Raw genomic sequence first — 17,982 nt, 5'->3', positions numbered from 1 at the left:
ATGACCTACGCCGAGCTTGCTGTCACAACGAACTTCACCTTTCTGCGCGGGGCCTCGCACCCCGAGGAAATGGTCAGCCGTGCCGCCGAACTGGGGCTGGAGGCTGTGGCCATCACCGACCGCAATTCGCTGGCCGGCGTGGTGCGCGCGTGGTCGGCCTTGCGCGAGATTAAACGCACCGCCGAGGAAGAGGGTGCGACCGTGGTCATCCGGTCCTCGGTCGGGGTGGACCCGTCGAGCCGTCAGCAGTGGAAAACGCCCGAAACGGTGACCGCGCAGGTCGTGCATCTGCCGCGCCTGATCGTGGGCGCGCGGATCGTGCTGCGCGATTGCGACGCGCATATCTTGGCCTACCCGATGAACCGCGATGGCTATGCGCGGCTGTCGCGGCTGCTGACCTTGGGCAAGCGGCGCGCGGACAAGGGGGGCTGTGATCTGGGCTTTGCCGATCTGCTAGAGAATTGCGCCGATCTGGTGATGGTCGCCCTGCCCATGATCGACCCCGAAGATGCGCGGATGTTGGGGCAATTGACGCAGTTGGCGCGGACGGCACCGGGGCAGCTCTATTTCGGGGCGGCACCGCGCTATGACGGGACGGATGCGGCCCATCTGGCGGGATGTGCGCGGGCGGCGCAGGCGTGCTCGGCCCCGATGGTGGCGCTGAATGATGTGCTGATGCACCACGCCAGCCGCCGCCAGATGGCCGATGTGCTGACCTGCCTGCGCGAGGGGCTGGTGATCGACCGGATCGGGCAGCACGCGCTCTTGAACGCGGAACGCAGGTTGAAAACCCCCGAGGATATGGCCCGCATCTTTGCGGCCTATCCCGCCGCCCTGCGCCGCACGATCGAGGTCGCGGGCCGCTGCGCCTTTGACCTGTCGGAGTTGTCCTATGAATACCCCGACGAGATCGCGGACGGCGAGACGCCTCAGGCACGGCTGGCGCGGTTGGTCGAGCAGGGCTTGCGGCGGCGCTATCCTGCGGGGATCACCGAACGCACCCGCATGATGGTTACCAAAGAGTTGCAACTGGTCGAGAAGCTGGGTTTTGCCGCCTACTTCCTGACCGTCCATGACATCGTGGAATTCGCCCGCAGTCGGGGCATCCTGTGCCAAGGGCGCGGGTCGGCGGCGAACTCGATCCTCTGTTATGCGCTCGGTGTGACAGAGGTGGGGCCCGAGGTGATCACCATGGTGTTCGAGCGGTTTGTCAGTGAACAGCGGGGCGAGCCGCCGGATATCGACGTGGATTTCGAACACGAGCGCCGCGAAGAGGTGATCCAGCACATCTACGAGAAATACGGACGGCACCGCGCGGGGCTCTGCGCCACGGTGATCCATTTCCGCAGCCGCGCCGCCATCCGCGAGGTCGGCAAGGTCATGGGCCTGAGCGAGGATTTGATCGGCGCGCTTGCAGGGCAGGCGAGCGGGTGGTCCCGCAGTGGTTTGGACCCGGAACGGGTGCGCGAATTGGGGCTGGACCCGAACGACCGGCGGCTGGCCCTGACCCTGCGCCTGATCGGAGAGATCACGGGCTTTCCGCGTCACCTCTCGCAGCATGTGGGGGGCTTTATCATCACGCGCGGTCGGCTGGATGAACTCTGCCCGATTGAAAACGCCGCGATGGAAGGGCGCACGGTCATTGAGTGGGACAAGGACGACATCGACGCCTTGGGGATTCTCAAGGTCGATGTCCTGAGCCTTGGGATGCTGACGTGCATTCGCAAAAGCTTTGACCTGATCGCGGGGCAGGGCGGGCCGCGCTACACGCTGGAAAACCTGCCGCGAGAGGATGCACGGACCTATGACATGCTGTGCGCGGCCGACGCGATCGGGGTGTTTCAGGTGGAAAGCCGCGCGCAGTTGAACTTCTTGCCCCGCATGCAGCCGCGCCAGTTCTATGATCTGGTGATCGAGGTCGCCATTGTCCGCCCCGGTCCCATTCAGGGCGGCATGGTGCATCCCTATATCCGGCGGCGGCAAGGGCAGGAGCCTGTGATGCTGCCCTCCGAAGATTTGCGCAATGTCTTGGGCAAAACGCTTGGGGTGCCGCTGTTCCAAGAGCAAGCCATGCAGATCGCCATCGTCGCCGCGGGCTTCAGTCCGGGCGAGGCGGACCGTCTGCGGCGCAGTCTGGCGACCTTTAAGCGGATGGGGACGATCAGCACCTTCCGCGACCGGTTTGTGGGCGGGATGCTGTCGCGGGGCTACGCGCCTGATTTCGCAGAGCGGTGTTTCAGTCAGATCGAGGGGTTTGGCGAATACGGTTTCCCCGAGAGCCACGCCGCCAGTTTCGCGCTGCTGGTCTATGCCTCTGCTTGGCTCAAACGGCACCATCCGGCGGCGTTCGGCTGTGCGCTGCTGAATTCGCAGCCTATGGGGTTTTATGCCCCTGCGCAGATCGTGCGGGATATGCGGGACCACGGGATCGAAATCCGTCCCGTCTGCGTGAACATGAGCGACTGGGACAACACTTTGGAGCGCAGGCCGGACGGGCAACTGGCGGTGCGCTTGGGGTTCCGGCAGGTCAAAGGGCTGCGCCAAGAGGATGCCCAATGGATCAGCGCCGCCCGTGGCAACGGTTATGCCAGTGTCGAGAGCCTGTGGCGCCGCGCCGGTGTGCCCCCTGTGGCGCTGGAAAAGCTGGCGCAGGCCGATGCTTTTGCCGATCTGCGGCTGCGGCGGCGGGATGCCCTGTGGCAGGTCAAGGCGCTGCGGGCCCCCAAGCCCTTGCCCCTGTTCAGTGATCTCAGCCAGGAAGAAGGCATCATCGAGCCCGATGTGAACCTGCCCGCCATGACCTTGGGCGAAGAGGTCGTGGACGACTATCTGTCCTTGCGCTTGTCCCTGCGCGCCCACCCGATGGAGCTGCTGCGGCCCCATATCCCGAACCTGTTGGCTCATGAACGGCTGGCCACCGCGCCATTGGGGCGGACGTCGGTCTGCGGGCTGGTGATCACGCGCCAGCGGCCGGGCACGGCCAGCGGGGTGATCTTTATGACGCTAGAGGACGAGACCGGCACCAGCAACGTGGTCGTCTGGCCCAAGGTCTATGAACAGTTCCGGCGCGCGGTCATTGGCGGGCGTTTGGTGCGGATCAACGGTTATATCCAGCGCGAAGGGCAGGTGGTTCATGTCATCGCCCAAGAGGTCGAGGATTTGTCGTGGATGCTGTCGCGGCTGTCCGACCCCGAAGGCCCACAAAAGCCCGAAACATGGCAATCCGGCCCGCCCGCGCCTCGTGCCCGCCATCCACGGGAGCAGGCCAAGCGGCTGTTCCCCAGTCGTGACTTCCACTGAGGGGGCGTCACAAAACCTTCACCGCAGTGAAGGCGAATGGTCACATCCCGCTGATAGCTCCGACGCCAGAACCCTCCCCGCGCGGGGCAGGGTCTGTGTTATTATTGGAGCGACCTATGAAAAAGACGATTGCAGTCCTTCTGGCAGCCACCGCGATGACCTCGGCAGCATATGCAGAGAGCCTGACCCGCGTTGCGACCGTCCCGCTTGATGGTGAAATCACCGGCCTGTTCGAACAGGGCAACGACCTGTTCTTCAACGTCCAGCACCCCTCGGACGAGCTGAACAGCACCTTTGCCAAAGCCACCGTTGGCGTTGTATCGAACGCAAATTGGGACGCTGCTGAATCGGCTGTGCCCTCGGATATCGAAGGCAAATCGTCGGTCGTCACCTCGCTCGGCGACTACCAGATCCTGATGCAAGAGGGCGACCAGAACGTCGCCGGGATTATCAAGTCGATCGCGGGCGAGGAGCTGCTGATCTCGAACGACCCCGATTTCAACGGCTATGTGCCGACATCCGAGAACGAAGGCTTCCTGTTCACCAACTGGGAAAACCGCCCCGGTGGCATGTCGCGCGCCGCGCTGACCCGCGACGCGGACGGCAAGTGGACTGTTGGCGACATCGAGATGGTCGACTTCTCCAAAGTGGGCGGCACTTGGGTCAACTGCTTTGGCACCGTATCGCCTTGGGGCACGCCGTTGACCTCGGAAGAGCTGTACTTTGACGAGACCGCTGAGTGGAACAACCCCGAGTACAAGTACCACGAAGACACCCAGATGCTGGCGTCATATCTGGGCGAATACCCGAACCCCTACAACTATGGCTTCATCGTCGAGATCACCGATCCCGCAGGCGAAGCGATCCCCGTCAAGCGTATGGCGCTGGGCCGCATGAGCCACGAGAACTCGGTCGTCATGCCCGACCAGAAAACCGCCTACACCACCTCTGACGGCACCGGTCAGGCGTTCTTCAAGTTTGTTGCGGATACTGCGGGCGATCTGTCCTCGGGCACCCTGTACGCGGCCAAGCTGACACAGGAAGCAGACGCGGGCGCAGATGCGGCCACGACTTCGTTCGGCATGGAATGGGTCGAACTGGGCCATGCCTCTGAAGACGAGATCGCAGGCTGGGTTGCTGAATATGACGGTATCAAGCCCGAAGACTTCGCGGCTGGCGCAACCAACTACATCTCTGACGAAGAGGTTGCAGCATGGGCCAATGGCGAAGCGGCGGATGCCCGCGTTGCATTCCTGGAGTCGAACAAGGCGGCCAAAGCGATCGGCGCCACCGCCGAGTTCCGCAAAATGGAAGGCGTGAACATCAACCTCGACGCGGCGGCTGACGGGTCGGTTCCCTACATGTACGTTGCAATGTCCGAAGTTTCGAAAACCATGTCGGATGGCGAAGGCCATATCGACGTCGCCGAGAACAAGTGCGGCGTAGTTTACGAAATGGAACTGGACGCAAACTTCAACGTCTCCAAGATGGTGCCCGTCGTTGCAGGCCACGGCTACAACGGTGACGCAGAGGTCAACCAGTGCCCCGTCGACTCGATCTCGAACCCTGACAACCTGCTGGTGCGCGCCAACGGTCAGGTCATCATCGGCGAAGACACCGGCAACCACGAGAACAACGCTCTGTGGATCTGGACCAAAGGTCAGCAGTCGTAATCGGCTGGCGGAGACCGTGATCAAGGGGAGGGCACTTTGTGTCCTCCCTATTTTGTTTTCCGAGTAAATAAGTCAGACACTCTTTACCTGACTTCTTTAATCGGATAATCACCCCTCTAACGAAACGCGATTAGGACTTTTAAAGGGATTCGACATGACACTTCGCGCCACTCTTCTAGCTTCGGCGATGACTTTTGCAGCCACAGGTGCCATGGCCGTCGAGGCCGCTGACGTTCTGAACAACTATGCCGACATCGCTCTGGCAGGCTACGAAGACAGCCTGACTCTGGCCAAAGACCTGAAAACTGCGGTTGATGCGCTGGTCGCAAACCCCAGCGAAGAGACACTGGCTGCGGCCAAGGTGGCTTGGCTGGCCGCGCGTGTCCCCTACCAGCAGACTGAAGCGTTCCGTTTCGGCAACCCAACCGTCGACGAGTGGGAAGGCAAAGTGAACGCATGGCCGCTGGACGAGGGCCTGATCGACTACGTTGACCCCATGTTTGGCGGCAACGACGAGAACCCCTTCAGCCTTGCCAACGTGATCGCAAACCCCAGCTTTGAGGTTTCGGGCACCACCATCGACGCCTCGACCATCACCCCTGCGGTTCTGGAATCCCTGCACGAAGTTGATGGCATCGAAGCGAACGTGGCCACCGGCTATCACGCAATTGAATTCCTGCTGTGGGGTCAGGACTTGAACGGCACCGAGCATGGCGCAGGCAACCGTCCCGCGACCGACTTTGACACCGAGAATTGCACCAACGGCAACTGTGACCGCCGTGCGCAGTATCTGGTGGCTGCGACCGACCTGCTGATCACCGATCTGGAAGACGCTGTCGCCAACTGGAGCGCTGACGGCCAAGGCCGCGCAGATGTGACCGCTGACGGCACCGAAGGTCTGGTCATGGCCTTCACCGGTCTGGGGTCGCTGTCCTACGGCGAACAGGCGGGCGAGCGCATGAAGCTTGGCGTTCTGCTGCACGATCCCGAAGAAGAGCACGACTGCTTCTCGGACAACACCCACAATAGCCACTACTACGACGGTCTGGGCATTCGTAACGTCTATACCGGCCGCTATGTGCGCGTGGACGGTTCGGTCGTCGAAGGCCCCTCGCTGAACGATTACGTCGCAGAGCGTGACGCAGATCTGGCGTCGAACCTGATGGCAGACATCAACCACACCATGATGCAGCTGGGCGCGATCAAATCGACCGCCGAAGCAGGCACCAGCTACGACCAGATGTTGGCCGCAGGCAACGAAGCTGGCGAAGCGCTGATCATGGCGGCGGTTGACGCGCTGGTCGCGCAGACCCGCAACATCGAGCGCGCCGTCGCGGTGGCCGGCCTCGAAGGTGTTTCGGTCGAAGGGTCGGACAGCCTCGACGACGAAGCGGCTGTTTTCCAGTAATTACACCTGACTGGGGCGCCTTTCGGGGCGCCCTCTTTTCTTGTGTCGGAGACGTAGAATGATTGTTTGTAGCTGTCAGAATATCACCGACCACGACATTAACGCGGCGGTTGACTGGATGCGGGCCTCGGACCCGAGCATCGTGATTACGCCCGGCCGGATCTACCGCGCTTTGGGCAAGCAGGCGGACTGCGGGGGATGTATGCCCTTGTTTTTATCCACCATGCGCAAGAACGAAAGATACCCTGTTCCGCGACTGGACGTCCCTGTCGCCGTGCCTCAAATTAAACGAACAACCACAGGACACGGAGGGTAATTTCCATGAAAGGCGACGCAAAGGTCATCGAGTACCTGAACGCAGCTCTGCGCAGCGAATTGACTGCGATTAACCAATACTGGGTACACTATCGCCTGCAAAAGGATTGGGGACTGGGCAAACTGGCCGCCAAATCCCGTGCAGAAAGCATCGAGGAAATGAACCACGCGGACAAGCTGATCGACCGCATCATCTTCCTCGAGGGTCATCCGAACCTGCAGAAGCTGGATCCCCTGCGGATCGGGCAAAATGCCAAGGAAACCCTTGAATGTGACCTCGCCGGAGAGCATGACGCACGCACCCTCTACAAAGAGGCGCGCGACCACTGTGACAGTGTTGGCGACTATGTCTCGAAGAACCTCTTCGAAGAGCTGATCGCCGACGAGGAAGGCCATATTGATTTCCTTGAGACCCAGCTTGATCTCTACAACCGCATCGGCGGCGAGCGCTACGAAATGCTCAACGCGGACTCTGCGGACCAAGCCGAAAGCTAAGGCGCTTTGGCTGCTGGCAGGGGTGACCTTTGCCAGCGCCGCTGGGGCAGAGCCCCATCTGAACGTCGTGCCGCGCACCGCCGCAGAGGCGGCTCGCATTTCGGCTGTGACGGCGCCCACGACCGACTTTACCCAGCCCGAACAGTTCGAGACCCATCCCGCTGGGGCCGCGACCAAGTTCGACATCCGCACCCGCGATGCGTTCTCGTTTGCCTCTGCCAACATGCCGTTCGAGCGGGAGTTGGATTTCAAGGTTGGCAACGGGTTCTTCAAGAAGCTCTGGGTGACAGCGCCATCCTCGACCGTGTCCAGCGACGGGCTCGGGCCGCTCTATAATGCGCGGGCCTGCCAGCGGTGCCACATCAAGGACGGCCGCGGCCATCCGCCCGAAGGGGCCGAGGACGAGGGCGTTTCAATGTTCCTGCGCCTCTCCATCCCCGCCGATCAAAGCGATCTGACCGAGGAAACGCTGGCCTATCTCGGTGCCGCGCCAGAGCCGACCTATGGCCTTCAACTACAGGACAAATCCATCCCTGGCATTGCGCCCGAGGGGCAGATGCAGATCACTTACTCGGACGTGCCCGTGACCTTGGGCGATGGCTCTGTCGTTACCCTGCGCGCACCCGAGTATGATGTAGTTGACCTGCAATCGGGCCGCTTGCATCCCGACGTACAGCTCAGCCCCCGCATAGCCCCACAGATGATTGGCCTTGGTTTGCTCGAGGCGATCCCCGCAGCCGATATCCTTGCCCATGCGGACCCTGAAGATGCGGATGGCGATGGAATCTCCGGCCGCCCGAACATGGTCTGGAACCATGAGTTCGACCGCGAAATGCTGGGTCGGTTCGGGCTGAAAGCTGGTTCTGCCACCATTCGCGAACAAAGCGCCATGGCCTTTCACTCGGATATCGGCCTCTCGACCTCTATGTTCCCCGAAGGCTACGGCGAATGCACCGCCGCGCAAACCGAATGCCGCGCCGCGCCCGATGGCAACACGCCCGAGCAGCAGAACCTCGAAGTTTCGGATCAGGTTCTAGATCTGGTGACCTTCTACAGCCGCAATCTGGCCGTGCCCGCCCGCCGCAATCCCGGCGATCCCGAGGTCCTGCGCGGCAAGGAGCTGTTCTATGATGCAGGCTGCACCAGCTGTCACACGCCGAAATTTGTGACAGATCGCCTGAACGACCAGCCGGAACAGAGCTTCCAGTTGATCTGGCCCTACACCGATATGTTACTGCATGACATGGGGCCGGGCCTTGCTGATAATCGGCCAGAGTGGCAGGCCAATGGCCAAGAATGGCGGACGCCGCCGCTCTGGGGAATTGGTATGACCCAAACCGTCAGCGGGCATACGTATTTCCTGCATGATGGGCGCGCCCGTAATCTGCTTGAAGCAATTCTGTGGCATGGGGGCGAAGCTGAAGCTGCTCGTGAAACGGTGCGCCTCATGACAGCCGCAGATCGCGGCGCCCTGATCAAATTTCTGGAGTCCTTGTGACAATGACCGTCAAACCCATCCTGTCCGCCTTGGTCCTTTGTGCCGTTGCAGGGACCACCTCCGCACAGTCGATCGCGAACAAAGAAGCGCCGGGCGTGGCGCTGGAAACCCATTCCGAGGAAACGGGCCTGCCCTATTTCGCTCCGGGCCGAGGGGTAGTCGATCATGAAGCGATCCGCCGCCGCGTGCTCGAGGTGTTTGACCGCCAGTTCGGGTCCTTTGTCAGCGAAACACAGGCATTGACCGACGCGGCGCTGGCTTATTGCGAGGGTGAATCGGACGAGGCAGCCTTCAAGGCGCAGTTCCGCGACGCTTGGATGGCTTGGGCGCCGCTAGACAGCTACCAGTTTGGCCCAATCGAAAGCCAAGGCGCGGCGCTGACCGTGAATTTCTGGCCCGACAAAAAGAATTTCGTTGGTCGTGCCCTGCGTGATCTCTTGAATAAGACGGCCGAAGAGCAAGCCGATCCGGCAGTTGTGGCGGGCTTGTCCGTGGGGGCCCAAGGCCTGCCCGCGATTGAAATGCTGACCTACTCCGAAGGAGTTGAGCCGTGTCCAGCGGTGATCGGAATTTCGGGCAACCTGCACCGGATCGCTGTTGATCTGCACGATGGTTGGTTCGCCGAGGGTGGCTGGGCTGATCTGGCGCGGACTGCGGGACCGGACAACCCAGTCTACCTTGATGCGTCAGAGTTCACCAAAGTCGTTTATACCGCGCTCGATTTCGGACTGACCCGCATTGCGGACACACGGCTCGGGCGACCCTTGGGCACGTACGAGCGCCCCAATCCAAAACACGCCGAGGCATGGCGCTCTGGCTTGACCAACGATATCATCGTTGCGCAGCTTAAGGGCATCGAAGAAGTCGTCCGCTTTGGGTTCGCAGGTGACATCGCCGAGAATAACCGCTCTTGGATCTACACCGTGTTCGAGCAAACCGAGGGCCGCGTCGACAGCATCGGTATGCCCGTGTCAGAGGCAGTCGCCGACCCAATGTCCTATATCCGTGTCGAGGGGCTTCAAAGCAAAGTGCAATACTTGCAGGGGGAAATGGACCAAGAGATTGGACCGAACCTAGGAGTAGAGACCGGTTTCAGCGCAGCGGACGGGGACTGAGATGCAACGCCGCCATTTTCTGATCTCTGGCGCCGCTGGCGCTGCCCTGTCGATGGCACGGCCCTCTTGGGCCATGGCGGGCGCGCCGGCCTACCTGACTGCGGCGTCCAAAGAGGGCAACTCCACGTGGCTCGTAGGTCTGACCGAACAGGGCGACGTGGTCTTTGAATTGCCGATCCCGTCGCGCGGGCATGCGGCAGCGGCCCATCCCTTCCGTGCCGAGGCTGTGGCTTTTGCCCGCCGTCCAGGCCGGTTCGCTGTGGTGTTGGACTGCGCCACAGGGACGGAAATCGCGCGCCTTGATAGCCCAGAGGGGCGGCACTTCTACGGGCATGGCGCGTTCACTGCTGATGGCAAACTGCTGCTGACCACCGAAAATGCCTATGACGTGCCCGATGGCCGTCTTGGTATATGGGACGCCGAGGATCGCTATAAGCGGATTGGTGAGTTGCCCTCTGGCGGGATTGGTCCGCACGAGATGATCCGCATGTCCGACGGCAGCTTTGCCGTGGCGAATGGGGGGATGCAGACCCACCCGGACTATGATCGTGCGGTCCTGAATATTCCATCCATGAAGCCGAACCTGACCTATCTGGATGCGCAGGGGCAGATCGTGGATCAGGTCGAACCGCCCGCCGATATGCGCTTGAACTCGATCCGTCATATTGCGGCGGACGACACGGGCCGCGTGGTGATCGCCCTGCAATGGCAAGGCAATCCTCTGACCGCCGTGCCCCTGATGGCCAGCCATCGCCGCGGCGAGGCGCTGGCCTTCTTTGACCATCCCGAAACTGTACGGCTCAAGCAATACGCGGGCAGTATCGCTATCTCGGCGGATGGGTCCGAAATCGTTATGACGGGCCCCAAGGGCGGCCATGTTCTGTTCTTTGACGGCCAAACCGGTGCTCCGATTAACGGTCGCGCCTTGCCCGAAGCCAGCGGCGTCGCGCAATTCGGCGACCGGTTCGCGATTACGCTCGCAGGGGGCTTGCTCGAAGTGGGCGCGTCGGGCGGCAAAATGCTGGATGTCGCTGGAGGCTACAGCTGGGACAACCATCTGGTGTCGATCCGACGCGTTTGAGCCTTGGTGCAGGCTGAGCATTCAGCCTGCATGTCCAACCTTTCAAAGGTCGTAATCAAAACTAATGGCGCTTATCAACTCGTCCGTGGTGTCCACATCCTCGACTAAGAGCGTGGTTTTCTTGCCAAAGTCAAAGAGAACGCCGTCGTCAGTCACCTCGGCGTATTCATTCACAAAGGCTTTGGCCTTCTCCTTGGTGATCTCGAAGCCACGTTTGTAAAAGATGAGCGTGTCGGCTTCTCCAAAATCGGTGATCGTATCATTGCCGCCGCGTTTGATGTCGTAGGCAAAATCATCCGGCTGACCGCCTCCTGTCAGAACGTCGTCGCCTTTGCCGCCGTCAAGGTAATCGCGGCCTTTGCCCCCGTTCAGGGTGTCCTGTCCACTATCACCGAACAAGACGTCAGACCCGCCCCCACCAAGTAGATTGTCGTGACCCGCGCCGCCCGACAGTTCATCGTTCCCGTTGTTTCCCGTCAGCTCGTCGTTTCCGCCGTTTCCGCGCAGATCATCGCTGCCGCCGCCGCCTTTGACGGTATCGGCTCCATTGCCGCCGGATATCAGATCATTTCCTGCGTCGCCCTTGAGCACATCGTTCCCGTTGTCCCCGTTCAAGGTGTCATTGCCGCCAGCACCCGTGATTGTGTCGTCTCCGCCAAGTCCGCGAAGATTGTCTCCGGCACTTGTTCCGGTAATTTTGTCCGCCTTGTTTGTGGGGCCGGGGACAAAACCGGGGCCGTCCGCTATTGTGACCGTGACGGATGGGATCACGCCATTCACTTGCGTTGTTCCCTTGGCTTCGAAATCCAGCGAAAAGGTTTCCGGCGTTTCCGTCGCCTTGTCGCGGAACGTCTTGATCCAGACAGTTGCGGTTGTCTCGCCAGGCTCGAAGCTGATCGTTTTGGTCACCAATCTAAAATCTTTGCCTTCAGTCGCGGTCAATTCCGTCGCCGAGACAAAGAAGGACTGCTTGCTGTCCAAGGGCTGCGACAGATGAACCTCGACCGGTACAGTTTGACTGCGGGACGCACCTTCGAAGATGTCGTTGGGAGAACCGACAAGCATCGTATTGCTGCCTGCGCCATCATCATCAAGGATCACGCCATTGGCCCGCAAGCGGTCGACACCGCCGGCAAAGCCGACATTCTCGGGTGCATTGTAAAGCTCTAAGGTAAAGCTTTCATCGCGCTCATCGACGTAATCATACTTAGTGTACACTGTGACAAAGGCTGTAGTCTCACCCGCCGTAAACGTCACTTCACCCGAGTTATGGGAACTTGCGAAGCTATAGCTCAGGTCGTCATCCACGGCCGAGCTGTTGGACAGAGTTCTATAATTCAATGTGATGGCATCAGTTGCGGGCTTTGACAGAGAGACCTCAAAAACGACCGCTTCAGATTCGACCGCTTGGCCATCTGATAGCGATACAATGGGCCCCTTGCCGCTATCGTCGTCCTGAATGGTGGCCGTACCAGCGAGGCTGGCTGTCCCGAGCGACTGAGACGATGTGGGCGTCACAATCAGATCAAAATACTCGGTTGGCTCCGGTGTCTTGTCACCCTTCACCTCGACCGCGACCGATGCCAGCTGTTGGCCGGGTTCGAAAGTAATACTGCCCGATGTGGCGATGTAATCCTCGCCAGCCGTCGCGGAGCCGTCTTTGGTTGTGTAGTCGACGGTCACGTCGCTAGAGGCAGGCCGAGACAATTGGATGTCAAACACTGCGGTTTGCGTGCCCTTTTTTCCTTCGACGAGGACAACGTCAGAAACGAAGATGTCGTTGTTCACGCCGGCGCCATCATCATCCAGAATGAAGCCCGTTGCGCTCAGAACGTTTCCGCCACCTGCAAGGACAGCGTTCTCGCTTGGATCATAAAGTTCGAGGGTAAAGCTCTCGTCTCGCTCATCGACGTAATCGTACTTCGTGTAGACTGTGACAAAAGCAGTCGTTTGACCCGCTGCGAATGTAACGATGCCCGTATTATGCGAGCTGCCGAAGCTGTAGCTTAGGTCGTCGTCATTCGCAGATCCGTTGGGGCGTGTTTGATAGTTTACAGTCACAGCGTCTGTCGCCGGTTCTGACAGGGTTAGGGCGAACAAAACGCCTTCGGATTCGAGCGAGGTGCCATCCGATATCGAGATCACGGGTCCCGAGCCGCTGTCATCGTCTTGGATCGTCGCTGTGCCAGCTAGGTTTGTAGATCCCAGTGACAGAGAAGAAGAGGGCGTCAGAACCAAATCAAAAGCCTCTGTCACTTCAGAACGTTTGTCTCCTTTGACTTCGACGCCCACGGTCGCAGCTTGTTGGCCTGCTGCAAAAGTCAGAGTGCCCGAAGCTGGGACATAATCGGTGCCTGCCTTCGCGGCACCGTCTTTCGTGGTGTAATCGACGCTGAACGCAGTGGAGGCGGGCTGAGAGAGGCGGATCTCGAAAACGGCAGTTTGGGTGGCGCTGTTGCCCTCGACAATCACGGGGTCAGAGACAAAGAGGTCGGTATTTGCGCCGGCCCCATCGTCATCCAAAATCACGCCCGTGGCCAACAGGGTCAGCGCATCATCGACAAAACCGGCGTTTGCACTGGGATTAAACAGGCGAAGGGTGAAGGACTCGTCCCGTTCGTCGATATAGTCGTATTTTGTATAGATCGTGACTGTTGCCGTGGTCTCCCCCGGGCTGAAAATCACCGTTCCCGTGTTGTGTCCGCTCGCAAAGTTATAACTGAGATCGGCGTCCGTGGCCGATCCGTTGGGCTGGGCTTGGTACTGCACTGTGACAGCGTCTGCTGCTGGCGCGGACAAGGATAGTGTGAAGACAACGGCATCGCTTTCAGTCGCAATTCCGGATGAGGACGTGATCAAGGGCACTTTTGAACTTCCTATAGACTGCTTGAATATTTTGGTCGTGAAATGATGAAGCCTGCGAAAGGTGGAGCAGGGTTTCAGCGGACGTTAAAATACAAATCAGCTTTAGGTTGTTTTTCGTGTGGGTCAAATTAATTCGCGGTGAAACTAATTCTGCTAACAATACACAGCGCGTTTGGTGAGGAGGTTTTGTTAGGGTGCAACTGCGATTTACAATAAGAATTTGTATGAAACGAGGTGTCGTGGGCCGCTAAGGATTTGTGAATCACTTACACGTTGTATGTGTCGCTCGGTTTTTTTGACTTCCCCCAGACCTTTGGGCGCCGGCTGTGCTAAAGATTTAATGTTGCAATCGACACAATTGACACACGCTATGGGTGTGGATTTGTTAGGCTGGGTTTGGAAGGTTTTCGGCCGCAAGTGCTCAAACTGTAGGCACGCAGTGCAGGCCTTGCTCCGCTGAGCGCAGAGCGACTCAGACGAATGGATCGTCTGGATATCCGACCTTGGACAGATACAGGCCCTGCGGAGGACTGACCGGACCACATGCGGCGCGGTCACACGCCTCCAGCGCGGTTTTCACGTCAATGGGGTCCCAAGAGCCCGCGCCGACGCGCTCGAGCGTGCCGACGAAGCTGCGCACTTGGTTGTGCAAGAAACTGCGGGCGGCCAAATGGAACCGGAACTCGGTGCCGCTCTCGGTTTCGATCTGTTCGATGTCCAGCTTGTCCAGCGTTTTCACCGGCGAGGCCGCTTGGCAAATCGACGCGCGGAAAGTGGTGAAGTCATGCAGGCCCAGCAGGTGTTTTGCGGCCTCTTGCATGGGGTGCAGGTCCAGCGGCTGGGTCACTTGCCAAACGAAACCGCGCAGATGCGTCGCTGGGGCACGGCGGTTCAGCAGGCGAAAGATGTACTGCCGCTCTGTCGCGGAAAAGCGGGCGTGCCAGTCGTCGGCCACACGACGACAATCGCGGATCGACACGGGCAGGGGCTTGAGGTGGAAATTCAATGCCTCGGACAGGCGGAACGGATCCCACTCCTTGTCCATGTCACAATGGGCGACTTGACCATAGGCGTGAACCCCTGCATCGGTGCGGCCTGCGGCGGCGATGGTGTGGTCACGCTTTTCCAGACGCGCGAGCGCGGCTTCGATCGCCCCTTGGACCGAGGGCTGGTCGGCCTGCCTTTGCCATCCGGCAAAGGGGGCTCCGTCATATTCCACAAGCAAAGCGTATCTGGGCATGGGCGCGATGTAGCGGGCGATCGCAATTAGGGCAAGCAACCTTCGCATTCCCCGAATTCAGCTACTGGTTTTACGGTCATGCGATGCTTAGGTTGTGCCGCGAAGAGGGAGGCGGTTCCATTTGGTCATCGGGCGGATTGCAGACGAACTGACGCGCGGCGTCGAAGGCATCACAGGCAGCATCAACGAAGCACTGTTTGAACCTGTTATCAGGCTCGGGGTGACGGGGCTCGCGCGCGCGGGCAAGACGGTGTTCATCACCTCGCTCGTGGCGAACATGCTGGACCGTGGGCGCATGGGCCACCTGACCGCCGCCGCCGAAGGGCGTATTCTGGCGTCCTTTCTCCAGCCGCAGCCCGATGTGACTGTGCCGCGGTTCGAGTATGAGTCCCACCTGTCCGACCTGACCTGCGCGCATCCCCATTGGCCCGACAGCACGCGGGCCGTCAGCGAGCTGCGCCTGTCGATGCGGATCAAACCGAATGGGCTGATCGGTGGACTGTCCGGCCCGCGCACTGTGCATCTGGATATCGTGGATTATCCGGGCGAGTGGCTGTTGGACTTGGGCCTGTTGGATCAGAGTTACGCGGAGTGGTCGGCAAGTGTCCTGCGCCGCCTTGAGGGGCGGGCGCTCGGCGCGCCCTACGTAGATATGGCGCGGGGCACGGACTCCGCTGCCCCGTTGGACGAGGTGGTCGCGCAAACTCTCGCTCGAACCTTTACAGCGTATCTTCATGCAGCGCGGGCAGACGGGTTCTCGGACTGCACGCCGGGCCGCTTTTTGTTGCCCGGTGATCTGGCCGGATCACCTGTGCTGACCTTTGCGCCGCTGCTGAAGCCCGACAACGCGCCCCGTCGCAGCCTGTGGCGCGAGATGGAAACACGGTTCGAGGCTTACAAGGCCCGCGTGGTCAAACCATTCTTCCGCGAGCATTTTGCGCGGATCGATCGGCAGGTGGTGCTCGTGGATGTGCTTGGTGCCTTGCATCGGGGGCCCGAGGCCATTCAGGATATGCGCGACACGATGCAGGGCATTCTGGGCTCGTTCCGCCCCGGCCGAAATGATTTCCTGACCCAGCTTTTGCGCGGCAAGCGGGTCGAGAAAATCCTCTTTGCGGCGACCAAAGCGGACCATCTGCATCACAGCCAGCACCAGCGCCTGACCGCTATCATCGAGGAATTGACCCGAGAGGCCCGCGAGCGTGCCCGCTTTGCTGGAGCTGAAACCGCAGCGATGTCTATCGCGGCCCTGCGCGCAACAACCGAAGAGAGCCGCCAGCACAATGGCCAGACCTTAGATGTGGTGCGCGGCAAGTTATTAGAAGACGGGCGGATGGCCGCCCTGTATCCCGGCGAACTGCCTGCCGACCCCCGTGTATTGTTGAACGGGGAAGAGGGCGGTTGGCTGGAAGGTGATTTTGAAGCCATGCGCTTTGCTCCGGCCCCGCTGACCCTGCGGCCGGGGGACGGTCCGCCCCATATTCGACTGGACCGTGCGGCGCAATTTTTGTTTGGGGATCGTTTATGAGTTTCTATTTACGGCCTGCCCATGACCTCGATGCGGGGAAAATGGGTGCGATGCTAACTGAGTTTGTGGACCAGACGGCGTGGTTGCCCAAAGTGCGCTCCAGCGCCGAGGATATCATGTATTGCGCCACCATGATTGAGCGGGGCTGGGTGACGATTGCCGCTGCGGACCGGCCCATGGGCTTTATCGCGTTGGCAGAGGACGAGATTTTGGCCCTGTATGTGGCGCCGGATGCGCGCCGCAATGGCGTGGGGCGGCAGTTGATGAGCTATGCCAAAGAGCGCTCGGATCGGCTGCGGCTGTGGACGTACAAAGCGAACACCGTGGCGCGTGCTTTTTACCGCCTGTCGGGTTTCAAAGAGGTGGGGCGCACCGACGGTGATTACAACGACGAAGGGCTGCCCGACGTCGAGTACCTGTGGGAAAGGGGTGCTGAATGAGCAAAGGACCGGTCCTGTTCGATCTGGACACGCCAACGACCGTCGAAGCAGATACGCCCAATCCGGCGCAGGCAGAACCTGTGCCCGATCTGGGTCCCGACGCGCCAGAAGGCCGCGCGATGCAAACCGTCGCTGTTTTGGCAGCGCGCAAGCCTTCGGTATTGGCGCGGTGGTTCTGGGGCCTGCTCGTGTCAGTGATCGGGGCGATGATCTCGATCGCGGCGTGGAACTTTGTGACCGGCCTGATCGCGCAGAACGTTATTCTGGGCGCGATTGTCACTGGACTGATCGCAGCCTTCGTTCTGGTGTGCCTGCTGATTGTGCTGCGTGAGCTCGGGGCTATTGCCCGTCTTTCGCGTATCGACAAGATCCAGCATCAGGCCAACACCGCCATCGAAGGGCAGGACTTGGCCGCCGCGCGCGCTGTCGTGCGGGACGTGGAGCGTCTGTATGCAGGGCGCGATGACCTGCGCTGGGGTCGTGACCGCCTGAAAGAGCGCAAAGACGATGCGATCGAGGCCACAGATGCGCTTGCTTTGGTTGAGCGTGAACTCTTGGCCCATCTTGATGCTCAGGCGGTCAAAGAAGTCGAGGTCGCCGCCCGTCAGGTTGCAACGGTGACCGCGATGGTGCCTTTGGCGCTGGCGGATGTGGTGGCGGCGATGACTGCAAACCTGCGGATGATGCGCCGTGTGGCCGAAGTTTATGGCGGGCGCGGGGGCCTGTTGGGCAGCTGGCGCTTGGCGCGCGCTGTGATGACTCATCTTGTGGCGACGGGCGCCGTGGCCGTTGGCGATGACATGCTTGAGCCTTTGATCGGTGGCAGCTTGCTGGGGAAACTTTCGCGTCGCTTTGGCGAAGGTTTGGTGAACGGCGCTCTGACGGCCCGCGTTGGAATCGCAGCGATTGAAGTCTGCCGACCCTTGCCCTTTATCGCCGAGAAAAAGCCCTCTGCGCGGGGTGTCGTCCAGCGCGCGCTCACTGGATTTTTCAAGAAATAGAATGCCCTAACTACCCGAGTAAT

At 60.4% G+C, this 17,982-nt stretch carries 12 protein-coding genes and 1 pseudogene; 11 read left to right on the top strand and 2 right to left on the bottom strand.

Translation table 11 applies throughout. The annotated features are described in order from the left end of the window. From N4A58_RS00670 to N4A58_RS00635, 8 genes and pseudogenes are all read left to right on the top strand, one after another. On the top strand, nt 1-3,300 hold the full coding sequence (locus tag N4A58_RS00670) for an error-prone DNA polymerase (RefSeq protein ID WP_293707011.1): 3,300 nt from the start codon (nt 1-3) through the stop codon (nt 3,298-3,300). A gap of 116 nt (nt 3,301-3,416) precedes the next feature. Further along, entirely contained in the window at nt 3,417-4,973 is a 1,557-nt protein-coding gene (locus N4A58_RS00665) for an alkaline phosphatase PhoX (RefSeq protein ID WP_293707010.1), read from the top strand. 154 nt (nt 4,974-5,127) lie between these two features. Then, a complete protein-coding gene (locus N4A58_RS00660) occupies nt 5,128-6,381 on the top strand; it encodes an imelysin family protein (RefSeq protein WP_293707008.1) in 1,254 nt (417 codons plus the stop codon). Between the two features lie 58 nt (nt 6,382-6,439). Then, nucleotides 6,440-6,770 (top strand): annotated as a pseudogene (locus N4A58_RS00655) (bacterioferritin-associated ferredoxin). After that, entirely contained in the window at nt 6,703-7,191 is a 489-nt protein-coding gene (gene bfr, locus N4A58_RS00650; RefSeq protein ID WP_072705628.1) for a bacterioferritin, read from the top strand. The pseudogene N4A58_RS00655 and the gene bfr overlap by 68 nt, the downstream one beginning before the upstream one ends. 22 nt (nt 7,192-7,213) lie before the next feature. After that, nucleotides 7,214-8,689, top strand: a complete 1,476-nt coding sequence (locus tag N4A58_RS00645) for a di-heme oxidoredictase family protein (protein WP_293707100.1) — start codon at nt 7,214-7,216, stop codon at nt 8,687-8,689. Between the two features lie 2 nt (nt 8,690-8,691). Continuing rightward, a complete protein-coding gene (locus N4A58_RS00640) occupies nt 8,692-9,804 on the top strand; it encodes an imelysin family protein (RefSeq protein ID WP_293707005.1) in 1,113 nt (370 codons plus the stop codon). 1 nt (nt 9,805) lies between these two features. Beyond that, complete coding sequence (locus N4A58_RS00635) at nt 9,806-10,885, top strand: DUF1513 domain-containing protein (RefSeq protein WP_293707003.1); 1,080 nt, start codon at nt 9,806-9,808, stop codon at nt 10,883-10,885. 42 nt (nt 10,886-10,927) lie between these two features. Here the strand turns inward: N4A58_RS00635 and N4A58_RS00630 are convergent, their stop codons facing one another. Then, nucleotides 10,928-13,750, bottom strand: a complete 2,823-nt coding sequence (locus N4A58_RS00630; protein ID WP_293707001.1) for a Calx-beta domain-containing protein — start codon at nt 13,748-13,750, stop codon at nt 10,928-10,930. Nucleotides 13,751-14,222: 472 nt separating this feature from the next. Further along, nucleotides 14,223-14,990 carry a tRNA pseudouridine(38-40) synthase TruA gene (gene truA, locus N4A58_RS00625; RefSeq protein WP_293707098.1) on the bottom strand — a complete coding sequence of 256 codons (768 nt, stop codon included), beginning with the start codon at nt 14,988-14,990 and terminating at the stop codon, nt 14,223-14,225. A 121-nt stretch (nt 14,991-15,111) separates the two neighbouring features. On the opposite strand from truA, the gene N4A58_RS00620 reads away from it, so the two are divergent. The 3 genes from N4A58_RS00620 to N4A58_RS00610 are packed head-to-tail and all read left to right on the top strand — an operon-like array spanning nt 15,112 to nt 17,959. Beyond that, nucleotides 15,112-16,518: a YcjX family protein gene (locus tag N4A58_RS00620; protein ID WP_293707000.1), complete on the top strand. Its 1,407-nt coding sequence runs from the start codon at nt 15,112-15,114 to the stop codon at nt 16,516-16,518. After that, on the top strand, nt 16,515-16,958 hold the full coding sequence (locus tag N4A58_RS00615; protein ID WP_293706998.1) for a GNAT family N-acetyltransferase: 444 nt from the start codon (nt 16,515-16,517) through the stop codon (nt 16,956-16,958). The genes N4A58_RS00620 and N4A58_RS00615 overlap by 4 nt, the downstream gene beginning before the upstream one ends. After that, nucleotides 16,955-17,959 carry a YcjF family protein gene (locus N4A58_RS00610; protein WP_293706997.1) on the top strand — a complete coding sequence of 335 codons (1,005 nt, stop codon included), beginning with the start codon at nt 16,955-16,957 and terminating at the stop codon, nt 17,957-17,959. Before N4A58_RS00615 ends, N4A58_RS00610 begins: the two co-directional genes overlap by 4 nt. Nucleotides 17,960-17,982: the final 23 nt, after the last annotated feature.

The organism is Donghicola sp., assembly GCF_025210255.1.
In the GTDB taxonomy this organism is placed as follows: domain Bacteria; phylum Pseudomonadota; class Alphaproteobacteria; order Rhodobacterales; family Rhodobacteraceae; genus Donghicola; species Donghicola eburneus.
The sequence above is the reverse complement of the archived record's forward strand: the minus strand, read 5'-3'. Positions and strand labels throughout refer to the sequence as shown.